The following is a 22,870-nucleotide window of genomic DNA, read 5'->3' as shown; positions in this document are numbered from 1 at the left end:
GTCGAGCACCGGCAACCCTCCGGCTGTCGACCACTGGGAATGCATGTCGCGATACCCGAACCAAGTACGCGCACCGGCCGCCGCCCGGCACCGCCGGACAGGCCGGCCCGCACTGTCGACCTCAGGCGACCGCCTGCGAACGGACGCACGGCGTGGACAAGCACATGGCCACGCCTGCGTCATGAATCGTCGATACGGGATGAAGTCCCCTCACCCACGCACCACCAATGAGGGGACCGCGAGCAAGAAGAAGTCAGCCGACGGCGACAAAGTTCCAGGGCGTAGTTGCCGATTCTGTTGAGCGCCTTGGCAGTACGGGCCTAGTTGGCTTTTGGCAGGACGCGGCATGACGTGTATCCGGATGTCGCCGGCCTCGCCGTTTGTTCCGGCCCGATTGCCGACACAGCGGGAGCGCTCCCGCACTGACCGCGGAGGGGACGCTGCATCGTCCGGGATACCCGGGCTTCCGGGCCGAGGACTACTCGCCGAGCTGCTCGTCCGTGTAGACGACCATTGCGTCCCGCTGGTACTCGGCCAGGCCGTCGGCATCTTCTCGTAGTTCGCCCTGGACCGCTCGTCGTCCACGTACATCTGCCCCATATACCCGTACGCGCCCCGGTTCGGAGTCCAGAAGCGGCAGGCGCTCTGGTACCACATGTGGATCGCGACTACCGCGGGCCGACGCCGGCCGCGTGACTCAGCGCGACCGGAACTGAGCCTCAGCGACCGAAGAGCCGACCGAAGAACCCGCCCCGGCCCGATGCGAGCGGCGCCCACTCGAGGTTCCACAGCTCCTCGACCGTGATCCCGGCGAGGCGGCAGACGAACTCCAGGTGCGCGTCCTCCGGGTCGTCCTCGGTCTCGAACACCGCCTCGGCGTCGATCGGGGCGCCGAGGTCTTCGGCGACCTCGCGCTCGGCGAGCACTCGAAGGCGAGGGTCGTTGCCGAACGACTGGACCACGTAGACGTCGCTCGTGCCACCGAGAGTGACGAGCACCGTTCCCCGCGGCGGATCGGAGAGCTGCGGAAGCTGCTGGAGATCAAGTCCGGGATCCACGAGCACCACGTGTGTGCCGACCTGCGCGGCCGACGGGCCGGTCGCGGTGCTGCGGCTCGCGTCGCCGAAGTCGACAGTCGATTCGGCGTCGGCCCCGAAGGCCGAGAGGTCGGTGTTCGGCACGAAGCCCAGCATGAAGTTCATCGACATTTGCGACAGCCTAGCGACCGGGGACGATGGTTCCCCGGATCGAGTGGCCGCCGGGTTGGTGCACGCGACTCGCCGTCGACCCGCCTGTTTTCGCGGACAGGCGGTTATTGAAGACGGAGGTGTGCGCGCAGGAGAGCACCATACGGGGCTCGTTCCTCCGTGCTGACGTTGGCAGCCTCGTCATGCCGGGTGTAGAGCTGATCGTTCAGATAGCGGGGGAACACGTCGGAAGGGAGCGCATACAGGTTCTCGAAGTGCGCGACTGGGGCGACAATGACGTGGCCACGGTTGTTTGGCCACCACTTCGGCGAGACTCGCGCGACCGCGTGCATTGTCGTCGCAACGAGGTCGGTCGTCGCATTCAGACTGTCGTAGCTGCCCCCAGCAAAGCGACAGAATGGGCAGTCGTAGTTCTCGGGCGCATGGTTCCAGTCATCGGCCTTCACGAGCCGGACTTCGCCGACTCGTCCCTCAAGGGACCTGCGGCGCCTGTGCGCGAAGTTCACCCGGCCGGGGTAACGATCGCGCACTGGCCCCGTAGCCGCTGAGCGGGAGAGGGTTTGTCGCCGCCGACGGGCGAGCGCACGCTTGACCCATGTCTGATTCCACCACGCCCTCCCTCACGACCGCCGTCGTCGTCACCGGCGGAGCCTCCGGCATCGGCCTCGCCTCCGCCCGCGCGCTCGCCGAGGCCGGCCGCCCCGTCGCGCTCTGGGATCTCAACGAAGCCAGGGCCAAGTCCGAGGCCGAGGCCATCACCGCCGAGTTCGGCGTTGCCGCCATCGGCGTCGGCATCGACCTGAGCAACCCGGACCTGTACGCGGACGCACTGGCCACCACCCGCGCCGCGCTACCGAAGATCGGCGGCCTCGTGCACGCAGCCGGCGTCGTCGACCAGGGCTCGCTCGAGGGCGTCACCGTGGACGTATGGGATTTGGGCATCAACACCCACCTGCGCCCGCTGGTGCTGCTGACGAAGGAGTTGCTGCCGGACTTCCAGGCCAACCTGGGCTCGGCGATCGTCGGCATCTCGTCGATCAACGCCCACCTCGGCAACGCGATCAACCCGGTCTACTCGGCGGCCAAGGGCGGCATGCTCGCGGTCGTGCGTTCGCTCGCCGACCGGCTCGGCCCCGAGGGCATCCGCATCAACTGCGTCTCCCCCGGCCAGATCCTCACCCCGATGCTGCAGCCGACCGTCGACCTGCTGCCGGAGGGCACCTTCGAGCGCCGCATCCTGATGGGCCGCCTCGGCAAGCCGGAGGAGGTCGGCCGTGCCGTGCGGTTCATGCTCTCCGACGAGGCCAGCTACATCACCGCCAGCGAGTTGGTCGTCGACGGCGGCAACATCTCCTCGCAGCGCATGTGATCGAGCGTCGCTGACCGCAGACGTCAGCGACGCTGCCCGCCGACGGCATCTGAGTGAATGTGCCGTTCGCTCAGCCCGTTGGCGGGCGCCGAGGACCCGTGAGAAAGCCGTCAGCTCGCGTAGTAGTCATCCAGGACATGCCTTCCGTCATGCTGTGACTCGCTCGCCAGTCAGACCCGGGAACGATGATGATGCGGTGCAAGTAGTTGGTCGACGATGCCGCGGATCCGGTCCCGCGCCGGGTGGTTGTAGGCGAGCAGGTCGAGCTCGCGGATGATCCGGCCGGCGCCGACAACGTCATGACACACAGCAGTTAGTTTCCTATCGCGCTAACGGTAGGCGCTCTAGCAGGGTCGATGGTGCTTGTGAGTCCCGCATCGATTGGAAGAACGATTCCGGTGGTCCAGCGCGACTCCGGTCCTGCCAGGTATCGAACCGCTTCTGCCACATCCCATCCCGTGCCCTCGGTTCGAAGCGGTGCAGCCTCGGCCCGGAGACGACGCGCATGCTCGTCCAGCCCCTGTGCGTCCATCAGCGATGTGTGCACCAGACCGGGAGCGACGGCATTGACCCGGATCCCGTCGGGACCGTGCATCGCGGCCATGGCTTGGGTGAGGCTGAGCAGTGCACCCTTGCTGGCCGAGTATGCGACGGACGGGTGACCGCCGCGCAGTCCTGCGACCGAGGCCATGTTGACGATCCCTCCGCTGCCGGCCATTGCAGGAATCAAGTATCTGGACAGCAGAAGCACCGAGTCGATGTTGATACGCAAGCACGTTCGCCAGGCATCCAGGTCGATATCCACCACACTTCCAGCGGGACCGGTGACCCCCACGTTGTTGACCAGGATGTCCACCCGGCCATGCTGATCGAGCACGTCCGCGGCAAGGCTGCGGCAGGTCGAGTCGTCAGCGACGTCCGCGACGACCGCTGAGGCGTTCACCCCGAGAGAGGCACACATCCGGACGGTTCCCTCGAGATTCGCCCCGATGTTGTCGACCAGAACGACATGGGCCCCGGACTGGGCGAGTCGGACAGCGCAGGCACGACCGATTCCGATTCCGGGCCCACGCGATCCGGCGCCGCTGATGACTGCAACCTTGCCCGACAAACGGTTATCGAGCATGCCTGGTTCAGATTCGCTGTGCACTGTCACTCCAGTAGGATTCACGCACATCCTTCTTCAGTACCTTTCCGTTCGAGCTGCGTGGCAGCCGATCGACCACATCGATCCTTTTCGGGGCCTTGTAGCTGCCGAGCTTGTCCTTGCATCTCCGAATCAGTGCTTGACGGTCGAGAGCGGCGCCTTCGTTGAGCTCGACGACTGCTACCACCTGTTCGCCCCAATCTTCGTGCGGCACACCAACTACCGCACAGTCCTGGATGGCAGGATCCGACCACAGGACTTGTTCCACCTCGCTTGGGTACACGTTCAGCCCGCCGGTGATGATCATGTCCTTCTTGCGGTCAGTGATGTAGAGGTAGCCGGCATTGTCCAGGTGGCCGATGTCGCCGGTGTGAAGCCAGCCCTCGACGACAGTCTCGGCAGTCCTCGCGGGCTCGCGATAGTAGCCCTGCATGAGGAGGTCTCCAGCTACACAAACTTCGCCGCTGCACCCCACCGGTAGTGGATTTCCGTTGTCGTCGCGGATTTCGACGTTCACAAACGGTCCTGGGCGGCCGCAGGAAGCGAGGATGCCGTCGGTGCGCGGGCGACCGTCGACAAGATGCTCCTCAGGCCGAAGGAAGGATATGGCACCGAAGGCTTCGGTCTGGCCGTAGAACTCGATGAGGATCGGGCCGAAGACCTGGATCGCACGACGTAGCTTCTCTTCGGACATCGGTGCCGCACCGTAGATCAGATAGCGGAGGGACTCGAGGCAGTAGTGGTTCTCCTCGACCATTTCGAGCAACCGGTAGATGACCGTCGGAGGAAGGAATACCTCTGTCACGGAAAACTTCTCGATGGCGGACAGCACCGCCCTCGGCTCCGCCCGTTCGATCACCACCACCGTTCCGCCACGTGCGGACACCGGGAGGCTGAGCATGCCCGCCGAATGCGTCAGAGGGGCGGCAGCGAGATTGACCACGGGTTCGTCGGCGTCGTATGTCAAGCCCAGCATGAAGTGAGCCAACGTAACGCCGAAGGAGCGATGCGTGTTCACAACGCCCTTCGGTCGTCCGGTCGTTCCTCCGGTTGCCGAGATGGAGACCACGTCGTCGGGTCGAAGATGTATGGGCGGTGCTGTCTTCGGCTTGTCCCGGCACCAGTCGATCAGCGAAGGTTCGTCTCCGAGCGGTGCGTCGATGCACACCACCAGACGGACCTTCCCCAATGCACGGATCCGGTCGACGATCGAGATCATGGTGCTGTGCACGAAAAGGACGGTGCAGTCGAAACTGTCGATGAGATCGACCAGAACGTCCGGCGAGCTGGACGGGTTCAAGGGCACCCAGACCATTCCGGCCCTCCACGTGCCCAGGACGGTGATCCAGGCCAGTGGGTCGTTCGGGGCGATGACCCCGATCTTGGCCTGGGCAGGCAGACCAGTGTCGAGCAGTGCATGAGCGATCCGGCAGGACAGTTCGCCCGCCTCGTCGTAGGTCCACGTTCCTCGCTCGCTGACATACGCGGTGCGGTGTCCACCCATACGCCAGCCGCGGTCGAACATGTCGATGACACTCACGAATCGATCCTTCCGAGAATGGTGACCGCGGCGACGGCCTCCTCGTACCCGAGGAATCCGCCTCCGTTCTCGGTCAAGCCGATCCGCGCATCGGTGACCTGCCGGACTCCCGCTCGGCCACGAAGCTGCTCGACGAGTTCGAAGATCTGACCGAGTCCGGTCGCGGCAAGGGGGTGTCCTTTCGATTCGAGCCCGCCCGACGGATTGACGGGGATTCGCCCACCAATCGTGGTCACTCCGCTCGCCGCCGCCATTCCTCCGCTGCCGGGCTCACACAAGCCCAACATCTCACTCACCAGAATCTCTGCGAATGCGGTCGCATCGTGCACCTCTGCGACGTCGACATCACCCGGACCCACACCTGCTTGTTCGTAGGCGGCGCGCCCCGCGACACGGGTGACGTGTCGATTCCAGTCGCCGAGATCGCGATCCTGACCGGACACCACCACGCTGGCCATCACATCGACGGGGTCGGGGACGCCGAGGTTCCGGAGAGCCTCGGCGCTTCCCACCACCACCGCCGCTGCGCCGTCAGTGAGCGGGGCACACATCGGTACCGTCAACGGTGGCGCGAGAGGACGTGCAGCGAGCACCTCGCGAACCGTCATCTCTGCTCTGTAGAAGGCGCGTTCGTTGTGAACGGCGTGCAGGTGGTTCTTGGCGGCGACGGCAGCGATCTGTTCTTCGGTCGTGCCGAACTCGCGCATGTGTGCGCGCGCAACTGCAGCATAGATGTCCATGAACACGGAGCGCTGACCGATGGTGGAGTCATCGATGTCGCCACCGAGCTCGACAAGGGTCTCGGCGAGGGTCTCGGGCCTGGAGGTGTCGTACGCTCCGTCGAACACCGCCATCGCGCGGGCACGATCACCGACATTCATCTTCTCCGCGCCGACGGCCAGCGCGACATCAGCGAGCCCTGCCCTGACGTGAGCGACCGCGAGGTGGAACGCGCTTGTTCCACTGGCACAAGCATTCTCGACGTTGAAGATAGGGATTCCCCCCAAGCCGAGTCTGCGTAAGGCAATCTGTCCGCCGATCATGTGCTGACCTTCCAGCGGCGATTGCGTGGTGTTTGCATAGAACGCGACGTCGATGTCCGACAGGGAGAGAGCAGCGTCGGCGACCGCTGCGTGCACGGCCTCGGCGGCGAGGTCGGCCACGGAGCGGTCCCGGTGGCGGCCGAAGGTAGTCATTCCTGCGCCGGCTATCTGAACGGAAGCAGAGTTGGAAGCAGTGGTCACGGTCAGTCCTCGAGAGGTTTGCGGGCGGTCTCCGGCATGGAGACGAAGGTCAGGAAGGTGATGGCGGACAGGGCTGCGATGTACCAACTGAACAGTGAGGTTCGACCCGAGTCGATCAGCCACGTGGCGATGTAGGGACCTGTTCCACCGAAGATCGCCACTGTGAGCGCATAGGGAAATCCGATACCGAGGACGCGAATCCGGGAGGGGAAGAGCTCGGCCTGGACCGCTGACGCGATGGACGCGAAACACGCCAGCGCGGCCATGCCGGCACACTGCACGACAAGCAGGCTCCAGAAGCTGTTCGACAGCATCCCCAACAACGGCACTGTGCCCACGGTGAAGGCGAGGGAGCTGGCATACAAGAACGGCTTGCGGCCGACCTTGTCGGAGGCCCATCCACATACGGGCACGACAGCCCAGAAGAAGATCAGGGAAATCAGTCCGATACGGATCGACTCTGCCCGATCGAAACCAACCGTGATCTGCGCGTACGTCGGCAAGAACACAACCCAGGTGTAGAAGGCGACAGATGGTCCGAGTTGCATCCCGACCACCTGCAGAGTCTGACGGGGATGCTGCCGGACGAAGTCGAACATTCCGGACTTCGCCGGGCTTCCCGATGGCACTTCAGCCGCGGTGAGAGTCTCCACGCTGCTACGGCGAATCCAGATGGCGCACAACGACGCCGCAGCGCCGATCAAGAAGGGCACACGCCATCCCCATGACTCCATCGCGGCTTGATCGAGGATTCCCGAGAGCAGAGCAACAGACCCGACAGCTGCAACATTGCCGGCCGTCGCGCCCAGATAGAAGAAGCTCGAGAAGAACCCCCGCCGGTTCGGCGGGGCCGATTCGACGAGAAACGCGGAGGCGGAACCATATTCGCCGCCCGTGGACAAGCCCTGGAGCAACCGCGCCGCGATGAGGATCACCGGAGCGAGAAGGCCGATCTGATCGTAGGTAGGAGACAACCCGATCAGCAGGCTGCCGACCCCCATCAACGAAACAGTGGTTTGAAGTGCCTTCTTCCGCCCGTAGCGATCACCGAGTCGGCCGAGGAACAAGCTCCCGAGCGGACGCATGAAGAAGCCGACCGCAAAGACGCCGAGTGCCGCCAGCAGCGGGACGAGGCTACCTTCGGTGTCGCTGGGAAAGTACTGCTCGGCGAAATAGACCGCGAGCAGCGAGTAGATGTACCAGTCGTACCACTCGATGAGGTTTCCGACGACAGCAGCAGCGATTTGCCTATACGGGCGTTCCACGGCCGGGACGTGGGATACCTCGGCGATCTTCGATTCCATACACATGCCTCCGCAAGCTCGAGTTCGCATGACAGCCCTCGCCTGTGATGGCGGTCATGTTCGCTTGAACAAGCATGTGGTGACACAGTCCGCTAGTCGACGGGCACCAGTCCGAAGATTATTGGAGATTTGAACAATCCGTCGCCGTCAATCGATGCCGATCTCGAGCGCCCAGCTGAGCCCGATGATCACGTCGGTGCACTCGAGGTCGACATCGAGCAGTGCCTGGATCTTGTTCAACCTGTATCGGAGCGTGTTCGGGTGCACCACGAGGGCGGCAGCGGCAGATTGGACATTGCGGCGATGCTTGAGGAAGACCGCAAGCGTGTCCTCCAGCTCGCGAGATGAACGGTCTTGTGCACGAAGGGGATTGAGATATCTATCGCGTAGCCACTCGCAAACCACGGGCTCGCACCGTGCAGCTGCCCGCCAGGTCACATCGTCGAGTGTGTAGACCCCCGGCACGCCGCGAGGCGCTACGACGGCGTACACCAGTTCGGCGATCTGCATCGCCGCTGCGGCAGAGGCGGGCTCGCACGATGGCCCGAGTGCAACAACACCGAGCCGGCCGGGATCGGGCTTTCGGGGGCTCACCCCGATGCAACGCTCGTCCCACACGCATGTCAGCGCCGCACGATCGCCGCTTCGTCCCGTCGATTCCAGACGTTGCCGGAGGGCATGGTGGCCGACACCGTCGATCGGTTGCGCGATGAGGGGATGGTAGGAGCTTGTGGGGGACAGGCCATACTCCGAGGCGATCACCGAACCGAACGAGCCGGTGACCACATCGCGAATGAAGTTCGTCCGCGCCCTGTCCTCCTCCAATGCATTCTCGATACCGATGCGCTGGTATGTCACCGCGGCCTGGCTGATGAAGTGGTCGCCGAGGCGCCAGAGTAGACGGGCGCCGGCGAGCACCTGGGCTGGATCGACCTGCTCCCGAGCTGCCCACTCGTTGAACCGCTCATAGATCACGGTTATCGACAATCGGTAACCGCGGATGATGTCCTCGATCGGGATTCCCTGCGCGGCCCGCTCCGCGGTCGTACCGGTGGCCTCCGCCACGGTCTCGGGAGCCGGGACGTCTCCGCACTCAAGGACCTCGGCCGAACGCATCACATTGCGGTGGAGCGAGTTCCTCAGGTCATCGACAGGAATCGCCCGGTACGAGGGAATCTCATTCATCCCGCGGTCGATGCAGTCCTCCGTGATGCTGTCGACATCACGTCGCATCATCGACGCGCCCTCGGCCAGGACACGTAGTACGCGCTCGTCAAGCATCCGTTCCTGCCCGTCCGTTCTCGCGACATCCACATGGAGACTGCATCAGCCCAGGTGACGACAACACTATGACGCGGGCCGGCAAGAGGCACGGAGGGGGCGTCTCGACCCGTCATCACGGATGCACCGAAGTGAGACGGTTGGCCCACTCCGCGTCGCGAGGGCCTCCGCCTCTGCGCACCGGCTCTACGGGTCGAGGTGCGATGACCACGGGTCAGCGTCCCCGTCGGCCGCTTTGGCCAACGTCGAGGCGGTCAGGGCGCAGAGCGACCGCAACAGCCACAGGGCGCTGCCGGGTGTGACGACGACAGCCCGTAATGCGGGCGGTCGATGGCGATGATCCGACTGGCGTGGCGCTCGAGCAGCTCCCCCGGCATGGTCCAGCCCGCCGTCGACCGAGAAGACGAGTAGCCGTGGACGAAGAAGCAGGGCCTGCCGGTGGGGTCACCGAATTCGGCGAATCCGATCTGGCGGCCGTCTTCTAGCTCGATGCTTGTCGTGGTGTCCTTCATGTAGATGCCTGCTCCTCGCGGCTCGGCCAGGTCGCGACCGTCTCGATTGCCCATTCGGCCCAGGAGATCATTGCCTCCAGGCGTCGGATTCCTGCCTCCAAGCCGAGCAGTGCTGCCCGATCAGCGGGACTGGCGAGGTCGAGACTCTGTTTGAGCACTCGCATTCCGCGGAGCCGCGCTCGGTGGTGCTCGAGCTCCCCGGACAGGAACTCTCGTGTCTCCTCCGGCTCGACGAGCCACAACGCGAAGGACCGCAGGATGGTCTCGTTTCTCAATGAGTGGTCCGGGGCTGTGACCACCAACCACTGGCGAAGCTCTTTCAGGCCGTCTTCGGTGATCTCGTACGGCCGGCGGCCGCGCGGGCCTTCCCCTTGTTCACGTATCAGTCCATCGGCGGCAAGACGTTTCAACTCGGGATACACCTGAGTCTGTCGGACGGTCCTCCCGGCAGATCTGGTGTGCGGTGTATTCGGCGGCGGCGTCAACGGCCTGTGAGAGGTCGTGACCCGAGAGCAGTCGTGAGATCAATGACGCGGTGAAGGTGTCCCCGACCCCTGCAGGAGCAGCGGGAACGACAGGGCGCGAGAGGATTCGCGTGGTGTCGTGGGTGATAATGAGCTCACCGATCCGGCCGACGCGGGAACTGTCGTTGCCCACGGTCGTGCGGCGCAGGCCCGTGACGGCGATCCATTGCATCTGGGGCGTCATGAGGCTTCGCGCCGCGGCCGTCACGTCCTCGAGTCGTGTCAGGGAGGAGAGCGGACATTCGGAGAGGAGCGCGAGCTCGAAGAGGTTGGGGGTCAGTCCTGTGGCCATCGGAAGGAGCCATCGTCGGAGCGCTGCAGCTACATTCGGATCGTTGTAGAAGCCGAGGTCCACGTCGCCGAGCGTCGGGTCGAGCACGAACGGACTGTCGACGGGCGATCCGGTACGCGACCTGGACCATTCGGCAATGACCGCGGCGTGTTCAGGCAGAGCCAGGTAGCCGACGCTGATGGTGCGCAGCCGGCGGAGTGCACCACTGAGGTCCAAGTCGTGCAGGACCTCCCACAGCCAGTCCGTGGACAGGTCCGCCCGGTGCATGGACGGGTAGTGAGGCAATACGCTGAGAATCGTGGTGGGCACTGCGGCACATCGCAGACCGGCGGCCTCGTATACGGGGACGGCCGCGTTGAGGCCGACTGAGCCGTAGGCCAGTTGCGAGCCTATGGCCAAGACGTCCACGGGACGGGGATCGAGTTCGAGGTACCGGGCGTCCAGATTGCCGGCGCCGACGCAGTGCGCCTGATCCATACTCATGATCATTGTTTCGTGGGCGTGGGCCAGTAGAGGTCGTTCGCGGTGGTCCGGGCTCCGAAGATGGCCTGGCCCAACCGAACACAGTCCGCGCCTTCCTCGATGGCGACCTCGTAGTCACCGGACATGCCCATCGACAGCTCACCCGGGCCGATGAGGTCGGGATCGGTGTCGCGGGCGCGGTCACGGACCGTACGCAGAAGCCGAAAACAGCCACGGACACGGGGTGTGTCGGCGGTGAACAGGGCCAGTGTCATGAAGCCACGAACCCGCAGCGCGGTGAACTGCGGCAGTGCGGCGACGAATGCCGGCACGGCGGCCGGTTCCAGGCCGTACTTGGACTCTTCGGCCGAGGTGTTGACCTGCACGTAGACGTCGAGGGAACGTCCGGCCGCATGGAGGCGGCGGTCGAGTACCTCGGCCACACGCAGACTGTCCAACGCCTGGAATTCTGCAGCGAAGGCGGCGACGTCCCGCGCCTTGTTGGTCTGCAGATGTCCGATGACCGACCATCGAATATCGAGGTCGGCGAGGTTTCCATGCTTGCGTTTGGCTTCCTGCACATTGTTCTCGCTGAGTTCGCGGCATCCTGCCTGCACTGCCAAGCGGACTCTGTCCTCGCCGACGGTCTTGCTCACCGGCAGCAGACGAATCTCGGACGCGTCGCGACCCGATCGTTCGGCTGCTGCGGCGATGCGGGCCTGTACCGAAGCGATATTGCGCTCGAAATCGTCGACAGTCACTGCACACGGGTACTCCGGGCCACTCGATGCATCGGATACACTTGGCATAGGCCAAACATTACATGGTCTAGTTCAAGTCGACATCGGTGTGATGGAAGGACATTCGCGGTGGCGGAAATCAAGGGCAGGACGGCAGCCGAGATCGCCGGCAGTGTGCGCCTGCTGGTGGACACGGGCGCGCTGGGCGCTGGGGAAGGACTGCCCCCGGTGCGCGAGCTGGCGAAGACGCTCGGCGTGAACCGCAACACCGTGGTCGCGGCCTATCGTCAGCTGACCGTCGCGGGTGTCGCGGTCACCAACCGGGGCGCGGGCACGTCGATCACTCGGGCCCCACGGTTCGTCGAGGAGGGATTCGCCCCGGACACGGTCCTTCGGGATGTCAGCCACGGGAACCCGGACCGGGACCTCCTGCCCAACCCTGCGATGGTGCAGCTGTTGCCGTCCCCACCGGTGCTGTACGGCGAGTCGACCATCGACCCGGGGCTAGGAGCGTGGGCAACGCCGCGGTTCGCCGCCGATCAGCCGCGCGAGTTCCGCCTGACGGTGACCAGCGGTGCCGTCGATGCAATCGAGAAGCTGCTCTCCCAGGCCCTCAGCCATGGCGATGCGGTCGCCCTCGAGGACCCCTGCTTCCTCACCAGCATCAACGCAGTCCGGCGCGCCGGCTACCGGCCCGTCCCCATCCGCGTCGACGGCGAGGGGATGACAGCCGATGGATTGCGTTCCGCGCTGGAGGCCGGCGCCCGCGCCGTCGTGTGCACGCCTCGCGCCCACAACCCGACCGGAGTGAGCCTCACACCGTCACGGGCCTCAGAGCTTCAGGACGCGCTCGCCGATCATCCGCACGTGCTGGTCATCGAGGACGACCACTTCTCCCTCCTCTCCCAGAGCCGGTACCGCAGCATCATCTCGCGCACCCATCAGCGGTGGGCACTGGTGCGGTCGGTGTCGAAATTCCTCGGCCCCGACTTGCGGGTCGCGCTGGTGGCGAGCGACCCGGGTACCGCGGAGCGGTTCGCCAAACAGATCAGCGGCGGAACGAAATGGGTGAGCCACTTCCTCCAGCGCACCGTGCACGCGCTCCTCACCGACGAGACGGTGCAGGACCGAATACGCGCTGCCGCCGTCCACTACCACCGGCAGAACACCCAGTTCGTCGAGCTTCTGCGAGAACGCGGAATCACCGCCAGGAGCGGCGACGGTGTCAACGTCTGGGTGGACACCGGCACCGACGCGCATGCCGTCGCCGGGCAGTTGATGCGGCGCGGCTGGATCGTCCGCACCGGAGACAGCTTCGCCCTCGGCACCGAATCGGGCGCCGAGCGTATTCGACTGACGGTGCACGAACTCGACACGGATGGCGCCGAGGCGCTGGCCGCCGGTCTCGCTGAGGCCACGGCGGCCGCAGGTACGACAGGAGCGGGACTGTGACGACACCTCTGACGCCGGCCGAGAATCCCGTGATCGTGAGCTCGTCGTCGAGGCTCAACGGAGTCCTCTACGACCTGCGGGGGCCGGTGCACGAACGCGCCGCCGAGCTGGAGCGGCGCGGGCACGAGATCCTGCGTCTGAACATCGGAAATCCGGCTCCGTTCGGATTCGAGGCGCCTGAGGTTGTGGTCGACGCGCTCCGGGACGCGCTTCCGCACGCGCACGGTTACTCCGAGTCGCAAGGGCTCGGCTCCGCGCGCGAAGCGATCCGGGACCACTACGCTGTCCGGCCAGGGTTCCCGGCCGCCGCTATCGACGACATCCTGATCGGCAACGGCGTCTCGGAGTTGGTGACCCTCACCCTGCAGGCCCTCCTCGAACCCGGCGACGAAGTCCTCATCCCGTCGCCGGACTATCCCTTGTGGACGGCGTCGACCGTGCTCGCCGGTGGAGTACCCCGGCACTATCCGTGCGATGAGAACGCCGAATGGCAGCCTGACACAGAGGAATTGGGGCGAATGGTGACGCCCCGCACCCGGGCGATCGTCGTCATCAACCCGAACAACCCCACCGGCGCGGTGTACTCGCGGCGCACGCTCGAAGCCATCGCGGCTGTCGCGGATCGGCACGGACTCCTTCTGCTCTCCGACGAGATCTACGACCGCATCGTCTACCCCGGGCATACCCACCTCAGCACCGCGCAGGTCGCCGCCACGCATCCCTGCATCACCTTCTCGGGACTGTCCAAGACCTCGCGGGTCGCCGGCTACCGCGCCGGCTGGATCGTCGCCACCGGGTTCAGCCCGGACGACGGCTACCTCGCGGGGCTTCGCCTGCTCGCCTCGATGCGCATGTGCGCCTCCGTTCCCGCGCAGCACGCGATCACCGCAGCGTTGCGGCACGACGACACGATCGCCGCGCTCAGGATGCCGGGCGGTCGGCTCTTCGAACAGCGCGCGCTGACCGTCCGACTGCTGCAGGACATTCCGGGGGTGACCTGCCACGAACCAGGGGGCGGCCTCTACGTCTTCCCTCGCATCGATCCCGACATCCACGGGGTCGTTGACGACGAGCGCCTCGTACTCGACTTCCTCGACGCCGAGCACGTCCTCCTCGTCCACGGGCGCGCGTTCAACTGGACACGCCCGGACCACCTACGTATCGCCTTCCTTCCCCGCACTCCGGTACTCGCCGACGCGCTGGATCGTTTCGCCCGGTTCCTCACCGACTACCGGCAACACTCCCACCGCCGCGCGGTGTGAGGACCCCGCGACGCCCGATCGAGAGAAGAAAGAACGCCACATGACCGAGACACTTGCATCTGCATCCACACCGACACGGCCTGCACTGGTCACCGAGGTGCCCGGGCCGAGAAGCCGCGACCTCCACAGCCGCAAGACGGCGGCGGTACCGCGCGGAATCGGGACCGCGCTGCCGATCTACATCGATCACGCCGAAGGCCCGTGGCTCGTCGACGTCGACGGCAATCGGTTCCTGGACCTGGGTTGCGGCGCCGGCGTCAACATGGTGGGCCACCACCAGCAGAGCATCATCGATGCGGCGACGGCGCAGCTGAACCGGGTCACCCACACGCTGTTCGGCATCACACCCTACGAGGGATATGTGCGCCTCGCCGAACGCCTGACCGAGAAGACCCCCGGGTCCCACGCGAAGAAAACCATGTTCGCCAACTCCGGCGCCGAAGCGGTCGAGAACGCCGTGAAAGTCGCCCGGGCGTACACGGGTCGGCGAGCGGTTGCGTCCTTGGACCACGGGTTCCACGGCCGCACCAACCTGACGCTTGCGATGAACCACAGGGCGGTCCCGTACGCGAGCGGTTTCGGTCCGTTCGCTCCCGATATCCACCGGGTGCCGAACTCCTATCCTTTCCGGGATGGGCTCACCGGTCGGCAGGCTGCTGATCGGACGATCGCATATTTGGAGGAACGCGTAGGTGCCGCCGACCTGGCCGCTCTCGTCGTCGAACCGATCCAGGGTGAGGGCGGATTCATCGTGCCCGCAGAAGGGTACCTGCCGGCCCTGCAGGAATGGGCCAACCGAAACGGCGTGGTGCTCGTCGCCGACGAGATCCAGTGTGGGCTGGGACGGACCGGGACCTGGTTCGCCAGCGACCTGTTCGGCCTCGTTCCCGACGTGGTGCTCACCGCCAAGCAGATCGCCGCAGGTCTCCCCCTTGCCGGGGTCACCGGGCGAGCAGAGATCATGGATGCCGCGGCGCCCGGCGGCCTCGGCGGTACCTTCGGCGGCAACCCGGTGTCGATCGCCGCCGCGCACGTCGTCCTCGACCTTCTGGAAGGTGAGGAACAGTTCTCTGCGGCACGCCGGATCGGGAACACCCTCACCAGTGGGCTGCGTCGAATTGCCGAACACCACCCCGTCATCGGCGACATCCGTGGGCATGGTGCGATGATCGCCTTCGAATTGACCAGGGCGGGAACGACTCAGCCGCTGCCGGGTAGCGCAGCGGCGATCAGCGAGCACGCAGCTCGGCGCGGCGTGGTCCTGATCACGGCAGGCAGCGACGGCAACGTGATCCGGTTCCTTCCGACGCTCGACGTCACCGATGATCTCCTCGAGTACGCGCTGACCGTGATCGCGGAAGCACTGGACCTCCAGGACTGAGTAAGCGCAGCGCCGACCGCGAAGGCGGCACAGCATGGTGGGGTGACCGAATAGCCAGGTAGCGGCGCACAACGCCGTGCAGGCAGATTCGAATCCTGCCCACCGCGACAGGACACTGCACGGCAGGCTCGGGTCGCGCCGTGTAACACCCGAGTCATGTTCAGATCCGTTGTCGGCCAGAGGAGGTCGTTCATGACCGAGCACGACAGATTCGTTCTCGCGACGCACAATGCGACCAAGGTCGCCGAGTACCGCTACATCGCCGGGCTGGTTCTTCCGGGCTGGACACCGGTTGCCTACGACGGTCCCGAGCCGGTCGAGGATGGGCTCGGCTTCCGTGACAACGCCCTGATCAAGGCACGCGTTGCCGCCGCGCACTCCGGTCTGCCGGCTCTAGCCGACGATTCCGGACTGTGCGTGGACGTGCTCGGCGGCGCACCGGGGGTGTTCTCCGCCTACTGGGCCGGACATCGGAAGGACCCCGTCGCCAACCGAAACCTGCTCCTCGACCAGCTCTCCGACGTCGCCGACCCCTACCGGACAGCACGATTCACTTCAGCGCTCGCACTGGTCACCCCCGATGGCGCCGAACACGTTGCCGAGGATCACTGGTCGGGTAGGTTGTCCCGTGGACCGGCAGGTGACGACGGTTACCCGTATGATTCGATCTTCGTCCCGGACGGCCAAAGACCCGGTCACGAGACCACCGTCGCCGAATGGGGCGCCGAAGAAAGGTACCGGAACTCGCACCGGGCCCGCGCCTTCACAGCACTCGTTCCGGCACTCGAAGCGCTGACCGATCTCCGTACGAACTGGTGAGCCACCGCCGTCACCCGGCATCCGGACTTCACAAGGCTCGGCTGCCCGCCCGAATCCATGTGCCGCACAACATGCCACATCGGCCCTGGACTCCCCACAACCTGTTACCATCAAATGTGAAGCCACTGGATAACGTTACTACCGAAACGCCAGAGCTGTTACGGCTGACAGGCGACGCGGGGAACAGCACCGGCAGCAGTTGCACACGACCAGGTGTCGTGGCCGTACCGACGCATGTGTACAACATCGCCGCCGACCTTCCCGAACCGATCCCACCCCACCCGAAACCAGCGACCGGCGAGCATGTCACCACCGCCGAACTCGAGGCACTCTTCCCTGCGGCATTGGCAGCTCAGGAACTCGGCAAGGAACGATTCGTGCCGATCCCCGAGCCCGTCCGCGACGTCTACACGTCTTGGAGGACCACTCCCCTACTGCGTGCCTCACGCCTGGAACGTGCGCTCGACACCCGTGCGCGGATCTATCTGAAGCATGAAGGCGCGAGCCCTGTCGGGAGTGGCAAGCCCAACTCTGCTGTGGCCCAGTCCTGTTACAACCAATTGGAAGGCGTCGCGAAGCTCACGACCGAGACCGGCGCAGGCCAGTGGGGCAGCGCTCTCGCGTTCGCGGGGGCGATGTTCGGCCTCGACCTGCCCGCCTGCCAGTCCGTCCTGTCCGGCACCTGGCGGTGAACCATTCGTGCAACACAGAAGAAGGCCTCACATGAATGACCATCTCAACGCCTCGTTGGCAGACATCGACCCCGCAATCAAAGCGGTTCTCGACGACGAACTCGATCGCGAACGCTCGTACCTGGAGATGATCGCCTCCGAGAACTTCGCTCCAGTGTCGGTGCTGGAGTCGGCCGGCAGCGTGCTGACGAACAAGTACGCCGAGGGATATCCGGGCCGCCGCTACTACGCCGGCTGCGAGCCTGTCGATGTGGCAGAACAACTCGCGATCGAACGCGCGAAAGCACTCTTCGGGGCGGAGTATGCGAACGTTCAACCCCACTCGGGCGCGACAGCGAACGCCGCCGTGCTGTCCGCCATTGCCGAGCCCGGGGACACGATCCTCGGGTTGCGGCTCGATCACGGCGGGCATCTCACCCACGGGATGCCGCTGAACTTCTCCGGCAAGCTCTACAACGCCGTCACGTACGGGCTTGATCGTAACTCTTTCCTTGTCGAGCTGGATGCGGTGCGCGACCTCGCGCGGGCACACCGACCGAAGGTCATCATCGCCGGATGGTCCGCTTATCCACGGCATCTCGACTTCGCTGCCTTCCGGGACATCGCGGATGAGGTCGGCGCCCTCCTGTGGGTCGACATGGCGCATTTCGCGGGTCTGGTGGCCGCCGGACTCCACCCGAACCCTGTGCCCGTGGCCGATGTCGTGTCGTCCACCAGCCACAAGACGCTCGGCGGGCCACGCGGCGGATTCATCCTCAGCCGAGACAATTCGTACGCCAAGAGCCTGAACCGGAGTGTCTTCCCTGGCCAGCAGGGCGGGCCACTCATGCACATCATCGCGGCGAAGGCCACCGCGTTTCTGCTCGCGGGTACAGAACCGTTCGCAGATAGGCAGCGGCGAACCCTCGAAGGTGCGCGCATCCTGGCGGACCGACTCCTCGCCCCGGACGCCCGCGCCAACGGTATCGACGTACTCACGGGAGGGACAGACGTCCACCTCATCCTTGCGGACCTTCGTTCCTCCGAAATCGATGGCATCACCGCAGAGCGGGTCCTCCACGAAGTCGGAATCACCGCCAACCGGAACAGCATTCCCTTCGATCCCCGGCCACCCTTGGTCACATCTGGTGTTCGGCTCGGTACCCCGGCTCTCGCAACCCGGGGTTTCCGAACCCTCGACTTCGTCGAAGTTGCCGATGTCGTCGCCCGCGCCCTTCAACCTGACCCGGACATTCCCACACTGCGAGCCCGCACAAAGGCCCTCGCGGAGAAGTACCCGCTCTATCCGGGACCGCCGCAATAGCTGCGCAAGTGGCCTTCCTGCTCCGAACGAGTCCGAGCAGGAAGGCCACGGACAGCGCGAAACGGTATCTATCGCTGTCGGTCGAGCACGAACAGGATGAAGTTGGCGTCACTGGGAACGACCTTGTGGCCCTCGCTGTCAGCTCTGCGCTCACGCGATCCCGCTCGGACGCCAGTTCGGCGACACTGCCGAGTGTCTCGTCGGCGTGCCGCAGCGCGGACCGCCTCGGCGACGTCGTCGACGAGCGCGGCCTCTATCGAGAATGGGGGCTCATTTCGATTGTCCGCGATCGATGTAGGTCGCTCCGACTCGGTCCATTCCTTCTGCTGGCCAGCGATGCTCGAGCGGCGATGCCGTACCCGGCGACAGCGGTGGCCGAGCTCGACGAGTCGAGCTCCTGGCTATCTCATTCACTGCATCTGGCCGCTCAGGACCTCGGTGATCACCGCAGCGACGTGGCCTGCATTCTGTTCGGGTAGTCGAGCGAATCCACAGACGAGTCCGCGCGGCCCGGTGTCCGACAGGCGATGCTCCGAGAGACTCGACACCGAAATGCCTCGTTCGTCCAGTTCTTCAACAACTTTCGCATCGTCGACGCTGTCGGGCAAGCGAAGGACGACATGCAGTCCTGCCTCGATCCCCACTACCGCCGCTCCCCTTCCGCCAAGGTCGGACAAGTGCGTCTGTAGTGATGCCACGAAGGCAGTTCGACGTGAACGGTAGCGCCGCGTAGCTCGGCCAACGTGGCGTGTCATCGCACCCGAATCGAAGAGATGCGACAGTGCCGAGGCCGTGACTCCACACGCCATCTCACTACTTGATCGAATCACAGCGTCGATCTCGGTCCGTAGTGCGCGTGGCGCGAGGAGCCACGCCAGCGGAACGGAGGGCGTCAGAATCCTCGATATCGAGCCGATGTAGGCCACTCGATCCTTACCGCCGACAAGACCTCGCAGCGCGGGGACAGGCGCCGCATCGAAACGCAGCTCACTGTCATAGTCGTCCTCGACTATCAGATTGTCCGACGCCTCGGCCCACGCCACCAGCGCCGCTCGACGAGTAACCGGCATATGCGAACCCAACGGAAACTGGTGTGCCGGAGTACAGTACACAGCCTTGTCAGTAGCTACCAGATGCTGTGGATCGAGGCCGTCATGATCGACCGCTATCGGGCGAACCAGGGCACCGCATTGTTGCAACGCCACACGAGTGCGGCGAGAACCGGGCTCTTCGAAAGCGACTCGGCGGCCCGATAGATCCGCAACTTGCACGATGGCGCGCAGAACCGCATCGACGCGCGGAAAGATCACAACGTCGTCGTGTCGTGCTGCAATGCCACGCACTCGCCGAACACGTGCAGCAACCGAGTGACGAAGTTCTGGGTGCGCGTCTACGCCGGCGATTCCGTCGCAGATCGAGGCAGCAGCGGCAGCACGCCACGATCGGCGCCAGTCCTCCGACGAAATCAAGGATGAGTCGGGAATCTCCGGGTGAAGATTCCATCGAGGGCCGTTGGTCTGTCGCTCCCGGTGCGGGACCGATCCCTCGAGCGCGGGGTCCGGCACTGAGCAAGCCGCCGCCGCTTCCACCGCACCAGTCGCCACTCGCGTTCCAGAGCCTGGTCGACTGACAACGAAGCCGGCTGCTGCAAGCTGCTCGTAGGCCTCGACCACTGGGGTTCGCGACACCTCGAGCTCAACAGCCAAGGAACGAGTTGATGGAAGAATGTCGTTGGATTGCATTCTTTCTGCAGCTATTTCACGGACGATGGCTTCCGCGATCCGTTGGCGGAGCGGCGTACCTGCTGACGGAAGGTGGAGCGCAAGTTGCTTGTCTCGGGCAACGCGTGACATCGCATCACACCACCGATCTCAGATTGCTCCGGCAACAGGACATGTGTCCGCCAGACCGTAGGACCGCGGGATTGGTCGATGGTCAGCCTTCGGGAAGGCAAGTCACCAAGTCATCCCCGACCTGAGCCCAGCCCTCTCGCTATGCGCATTTGCGGCCCGGGTCCTACGACAAGGCGCCAGCGGCAGAACCCGGGCACACAAGTTCCGCTCGACCTGGACGCATGGGCGACGACTCACCATCACCCACCCACTGTGTGGCCCGAACGTGCGCTGCGCACTCCAAGCGACTGCAGAATCCGTGCCCCCAGAGCGCTGAGTAGGCGTTCGCCGATCTCCTCGACCGATCCGGATGCATCCAGCTCAGTCACGATGGGCCCATAGTGCCCGAGTATCGCGGCCCGCTCCTGCACATACACGTCGAGGCGGCGCCGAATCACGTCGTCGGTATCGTCACTACGGCCGCGAGCCAACAATCGTGACGCCAGATCCGCGTTGTCCAGGGTGAACTCGATGACGTGATCGACCTTGTCTCCTCGAGTCTCGAGAATGGCGTCGAGGACACGTGCCTGATCATGTGTGCGAGGAAAGCCGTCGAGGATGAACCCTGCCGCTGCGTCGTCTCTCGACAGTCCTTCTGCGACGATGAGCTCGGTGATGCTGTCCGGGACGAGCTCACCGGCATCGATGTGAGCCTTGACCGCCTTGCCCAAGGTACTGCTGTTCGCGATGTGCCAGCGAAAGAGGTCGCCGGTCGAAATATGGGGAATCTTGAGGGTGCGTGCGAGCAGGCTGGACTGCGTCCCCTTCCCGACGCCCGGCGGCCCAATCAGGATGATGCGCATACTGACTCCAATCAATCTATGAGCGGCCGCCACCACGAGGGGTGGACGGGATTGGTGATGATGGCTACAGGAGCACTCGTCACGTCGCCGGGCGGTGAATACGGATCGGCTCGAAGACCTTGGGGTCGACGAGGGTGGAAGTGTCACCCAGGTCGCGGCCCTCGGCGATGTCGCGCAGGAGGCGTCGCATGATCTTGCCGGAACGGGTCTTCGGCAGTTCGGGGACGACGGTGATCTGGCGGGGCTTGGCGATGGGGGAGATCTCGGTGGAGACCTGGGCGCGCAGTTCCGCGATCAGGGTGTCACCGGTGTTCTCGGCGCCTTCGCGGAGGATGACGAACGCGACGATGCCCTGACCGGTGGTCTCGTCGGCGGCGCCGACGACGGCAGCTTCGGCGACGGAATGGTGTCCGACCAGCGCTGATTCGACCTCGGAGGTGGAGATGCGGTGCCCGGACACGTTCATGACGTCGTCGACGCGGCCCAACACCCAGAGGGCGCCGTCCTCGTCGTACTTGGCGCCGTCGCCGGCGAAGTACCAGCCTTCCTCGGCGTACCGGGACCAGTAGGTGTCGCGGTAGCGGTCCATGTCGCCCCAGATGCCGCGCAGCATCGACGGCCACGGCTCGTCGAGCACGAGGTAGCCGTTGCCGCCTGCGCCGAGGGGCTTTGCTTCGTCGTCGACGATCTTCGCGGAGATACCCGGCAGCGGTGCCATCGCCGAGCCCGGCTTGGTCGCCGTGATACCGGGCAGCGGGGAGATCATGATCGCGCCGGTCTCGGTCTGCCACCAGGTGTCGACGATGGGGGCGGTACCCGCGCCGATGACGTCACGGAACCAACGCCACGCCTCGGGGTTGATCGGCTCACCCACCGAACCGAGGAGACGGATGCTCGAGAGATCGTGGGCGTCGGGGATCTCCCGTCCCCACTTCATGAACGTCCGCACCAGCGTCGGGGCGGTGTAATAGATGGAGACGCCGTACTTTTCGATGATCTCGAAATGCCGGTGCTCGTTCGGGGAGTTCGGTGTTCCCTCGTACACGACCTGCGTGACACCGTTCGACAGCGGCCCGTAGACGATGTAGGAGTGTCCGGTGACCCAGCCGATGTCGGCGGTGCACCAGTAGACGTCCGTGCCTGCATTGTGGTCGAAGACGTTGTGGTGCGTGTACGAGGCCTGCGTCAAGTACCCGCCGGAGGTGTGGATGATGCCCTTCGGCTTCCCGGTGGTGCCGGAGGTGTAGAGGATGAACAGTGGGTGCTCGGCGTCGAACGGCTGAGCAGTGTGCTGGTCGGATGCCTTCTCGACGGTCTCGTGCCACCACAGGTCCCGGCCGGTGACGGTGTCGACGTCGATACCGGTTCGCTTGACCACGAGCACGTGCTCGACGGATTCTGCTCCGTCGACGGCCTCGTCCACAGCAGGCTTGAGCGGTGCCGCCTGCCCGCGACGCCACTGCCCGTCCACCGTCACGACGAGCTTCGCCTGCGCGTCGTCGATGCGGGAGCGGAGCGCGGTCGCGGAGAACCCGGCGAAGACCACCGAGTGCGTCAGGCCGAGGCGGGCGCAGGCGAGCATCGTGACGATGGCCTCGGGGATCATCGGCATGTAGATCGCGACCCGGTCGCCTGCGACGAGG

Annotated in this window: 22 protein-coding genes and 1 pseudogene; 7 read left to right on the top strand and 16 right to left on the bottom strand. The window is 65.1% G+C overall.

Going from position 1 to position 22,870, the window contains the following annotated elements:
• Nucleotides 1-210: 210 nt before the first annotated feature.
• Both RHCRD62_RS26745 and RHCRD62_RS16875 read right to left on the bottom strand, forming a co-directional pair.
• Entirely contained in the window at nt 211-657 is a 447-nt protein-coding gene (locus RHCRD62_RS26745; protein ID WP_216596642.1) for a TipAS antibiotic-recognition domain-containing protein, read from the bottom strand.
• Between the two features lie 62 nt (nt 658-719).
• Nucleotides 720-1,208 (bottom strand): hypothetical protein, encoded by a 489-nt coding sequence (locus RHCRD62_RS16875; RefSeq protein ID WP_050065919.1) that lies wholly within the window; start codon nt 1,206-1,208, stop codon nt 720-722.
• 595 nt (nt 1,209-1,803) lie between these two features.
• Between RHCRD62_RS16875 and RHCRD62_RS16865 the strand changes: the two genes are divergently transcribed.
• A complete protein-coding gene (locus RHCRD62_RS16865) occupies nt 1,804-2,577 on the top strand; it encodes an SDR family NAD(P)-dependent oxidoreductase (RefSeq protein WP_050065917.1) in 774 nt (257 codons plus the stop codon).
• Nucleotides 2,578-2,747: 170 nt separating this feature from the next.
• Here RHCRD62_RS16865 and RHCRD62_RS25925 read toward each other — a convergent pair whose 3' ends face one another.
• The 10 genes from RHCRD62_RS25925 to RHCRD62_RS16820 form a co-directional block, all read right to left on the bottom strand.
• Nucleotides 2,748-2,885, bottom strand: coding sequence for a hypothetical protein (locus RHCRD62_RS25925; RefSeq protein WP_157050968.1), 138 nt, complete (start codon nt 2,883-2,885; stop codon nt 2,748-2,750).
• Between the two features lie 5 nt (nt 2,886-2,890).
• Complete coding sequence (locus RHCRD62_RS16860; RefSeq protein WP_253277358.1) at nt 2,891-3,733, bottom strand: SDR family NAD(P)-dependent oxidoreductase; 843 nt, start codon at nt 3,731-3,733, stop codon at nt 2,891-2,893.
• Complete coding sequence (locus RHCRD62_RS16855) at nt 3,711-5,264, bottom strand: class I adenylate-forming enzyme family protein (protein ID WP_050065915.1); 1,554 nt, start codon at nt 5,262-5,264, stop codon at nt 3,711-3,713. Before RHCRD62_RS16855 ends, RHCRD62_RS16860 begins: the two co-directional genes overlap by 23 nt.
• Nucleotides 5,261-6,508 (bottom strand): thiolase family protein, encoded by a 1,248-nt coding sequence (locus RHCRD62_RS16850; protein ID WP_301280727.1) that lies wholly within the window; start codon nt 6,506-6,508, stop codon nt 5,261-5,263. Before RHCRD62_RS16850 ends, RHCRD62_RS16855 begins: the two co-directional genes overlap by 4 nt.
• Nucleotides 6,509-6,510: 2 nt before the next feature.
• Entirely contained in the window at nt 6,511-7,812 is a 1,302-nt protein-coding gene (locus RHCRD62_RS16845; protein WP_050065913.1) for an MFS transporter, read from the bottom strand.
• A 147-nt stretch (nt 7,813-7,959) separates the two neighbouring features.
• Complete coding sequence (locus RHCRD62_RS16840; RefSeq protein ID WP_157050967.1) at nt 7,960-9,093, bottom strand: PucR family transcriptional regulator; 1,134 nt, start codon at nt 9,091-9,093, stop codon at nt 7,960-7,962.
• 254 nt (nt 9,094-9,347) lie between these two features.
• Nucleotides 9,348-9,605, bottom strand: coding sequence for an alpha/beta fold hydrolase (locus RHCRD62_RS16835; RefSeq protein WP_050065911.1), 258 nt, complete (start codon nt 9,603-9,605; stop codon nt 9,348-9,350).
• Entirely contained in the window at nt 9,602-10,027 is a 426-nt protein-coding gene (locus tag RHCRD62_RS25540; RefSeq protein ID WP_157050966.1) for a PadR family transcriptional regulator, read from the bottom strand. Before RHCRD62_RS25540 ends, RHCRD62_RS16835 begins: the two co-directional genes overlap by 4 nt.
• Nucleotides 9,981-10,904 (bottom strand): PfkB family carbohydrate kinase, encoded by a 924-nt coding sequence (locus RHCRD62_RS16825; protein WP_172671086.1) that lies wholly within the window; start codon nt 10,902-10,904, stop codon nt 9,981-9,983. The genes RHCRD62_RS25540 and RHCRD62_RS16825 overlap by 47 nt, the downstream gene beginning before the upstream one ends.
• A gap of 2 nt (nt 10,905-10,906) precedes the next feature.
• Entirely contained in the window at nt 10,907-11,692 is a 786-nt protein-coding gene (locus RHCRD62_RS16820; protein ID WP_050065908.1) for a YggS family pyridoxal phosphate-dependent enzyme, read from the bottom strand.
• Nucleotides 11,693-11,752: 60 nt separating this feature from the next.
• Here RHCRD62_RS16820 and RHCRD62_RS16815 point away from each other — a divergent pair, with 60 nt between their 5' ends.
• The 6 genes from RHCRD62_RS16815 to glyA all read left to right on the top strand — a co-directional run bounded on the left by RHCRD62_RS16815 (nt 11,753) and on the right by glyA (nt 18,532).
• Entirely contained in the window at nt 11,753-13,075 is a 1,323-nt protein-coding gene (locus tag RHCRD62_RS16815; RefSeq protein WP_050065907.1) for an aminotransferase class I/II-fold pyridoxal phosphate-dependent enzyme, read from the top strand.
• On the top strand, nt 13,072-14,337 hold the full coding sequence (locus RHCRD62_RS16810; RefSeq protein WP_253277357.1) for a pyridoxal phosphate-dependent aminotransferase: 1,266 nt from the start codon (nt 13,072-13,074) through the stop codon (nt 14,335-14,337). The genes RHCRD62_RS16815 and RHCRD62_RS16810 overlap by 4 nt, the downstream gene beginning before the upstream one ends.
• Before the next feature lie 40 nt (nt 14,338-14,377).
• The gene (locus RHCRD62_RS16805; RefSeq protein ID WP_050065906.1) at nt 14,378-15,718 is read left to right on the top strand and encodes an aminotransferase class III-fold pyridoxal phosphate-dependent enzyme; all 1,341 of its coding nucleotides are present in this window, start codon (nt 14,378-14,380) and stop codon (nt 15,716-15,718) included.
• A gap of 192 nt (nt 15,719-15,910) precedes the next feature.
• On the top strand, nt 15,911-16,537 hold the full coding sequence (locus RHCRD62_RS16800; RefSeq protein ID WP_050065905.1) for a non-canonical purine NTP pyrophosphatase: 627 nt from the start codon (nt 15,911-15,913) through the stop codon (nt 16,535-16,537).
• 218 nt (nt 16,538-16,755) lie between these two features.
• Nucleotides 16,756-17,229 carry a pyridoxal-phosphate dependent enzyme gene (locus RHCRD62_RS16795; RefSeq protein WP_367379651.1) on the top strand — a complete coding sequence of 158 codons (474 nt, stop codon included), beginning with the start codon at nt 16,756-16,758 and terminating at the stop codon, nt 17,227-17,229.
• A 31-nt stretch (nt 17,230-17,260) separates the two neighbouring features.
• Nucleotides 17,261-18,532, top strand: a complete 1,272-nt coding sequence (gene glyA, locus RHCRD62_RS16790; RefSeq protein WP_050065903.1) for a serine hydroxymethyltransferase — start codon at nt 17,261-17,263, stop codon at nt 18,530-18,532.
• Nucleotides 18,533-18,621: 89 nt separating this feature from the next.
• Here the strand turns inward: glyA and RHCRD62_RS26445 are convergent.
• From RHCRD62_RS26445 to acs, 4 genes and pseudogenes are all read right to left on the bottom strand, one after another.
• A pseudogene (locus RHCRD62_RS26445) lies at nt 18,622-18,755 on the bottom strand (histidinol-phosphate transaminase); the annotation flags it as partial.
• Between the two features lie 187 nt (nt 18,756-18,942).
• Nucleotides 18,943-20,385 carry a MocR-like pyridoxine biosynthesis transcription factor PdxR gene (locus RHCRD62_RS16785; RefSeq protein ID WP_050065902.1) on the bottom strand — a complete coding sequence of 481 codons (1,443 nt, stop codon included), beginning with the start codon at nt 20,383-20,385 and terminating at the stop codon, nt 18,943-18,945.
• A 239-nt stretch (nt 20,386-20,624) separates the two neighbouring features.
• Nucleotides 20,625-21,227: an adenylate kinase gene (locus RHCRD62_RS16780; protein ID WP_050065901.1), complete on the bottom strand. Its 603-nt coding sequence runs from the start codon at nt 21,225-21,227 to the stop codon at nt 20,625-20,627.
• A gap of 79 nt (nt 21,228-21,306) precedes the next feature.
• Nucleotides 21,307-22,870 (bottom strand): acetate--CoA ligase (acs, locus tag RHCRD62_RS16775; protein ID WP_050065900.1); only part of this gene is annotated, 1,564 nt, incomplete at its 5' end.

The organism is Rhodococcus sp. RD6.2 (assembly GCF_001040705.1).
Lineage (GTDB): Bacteria > Actinomycetota > Actinomycetes > Mycobacteriales > Mycobacteriaceae > Rhodococcus_G.
The sequence above is the reverse complement of the archived record's forward strand: the minus strand, read 5'-3'. Positions and strand labels throughout refer to the sequence as shown.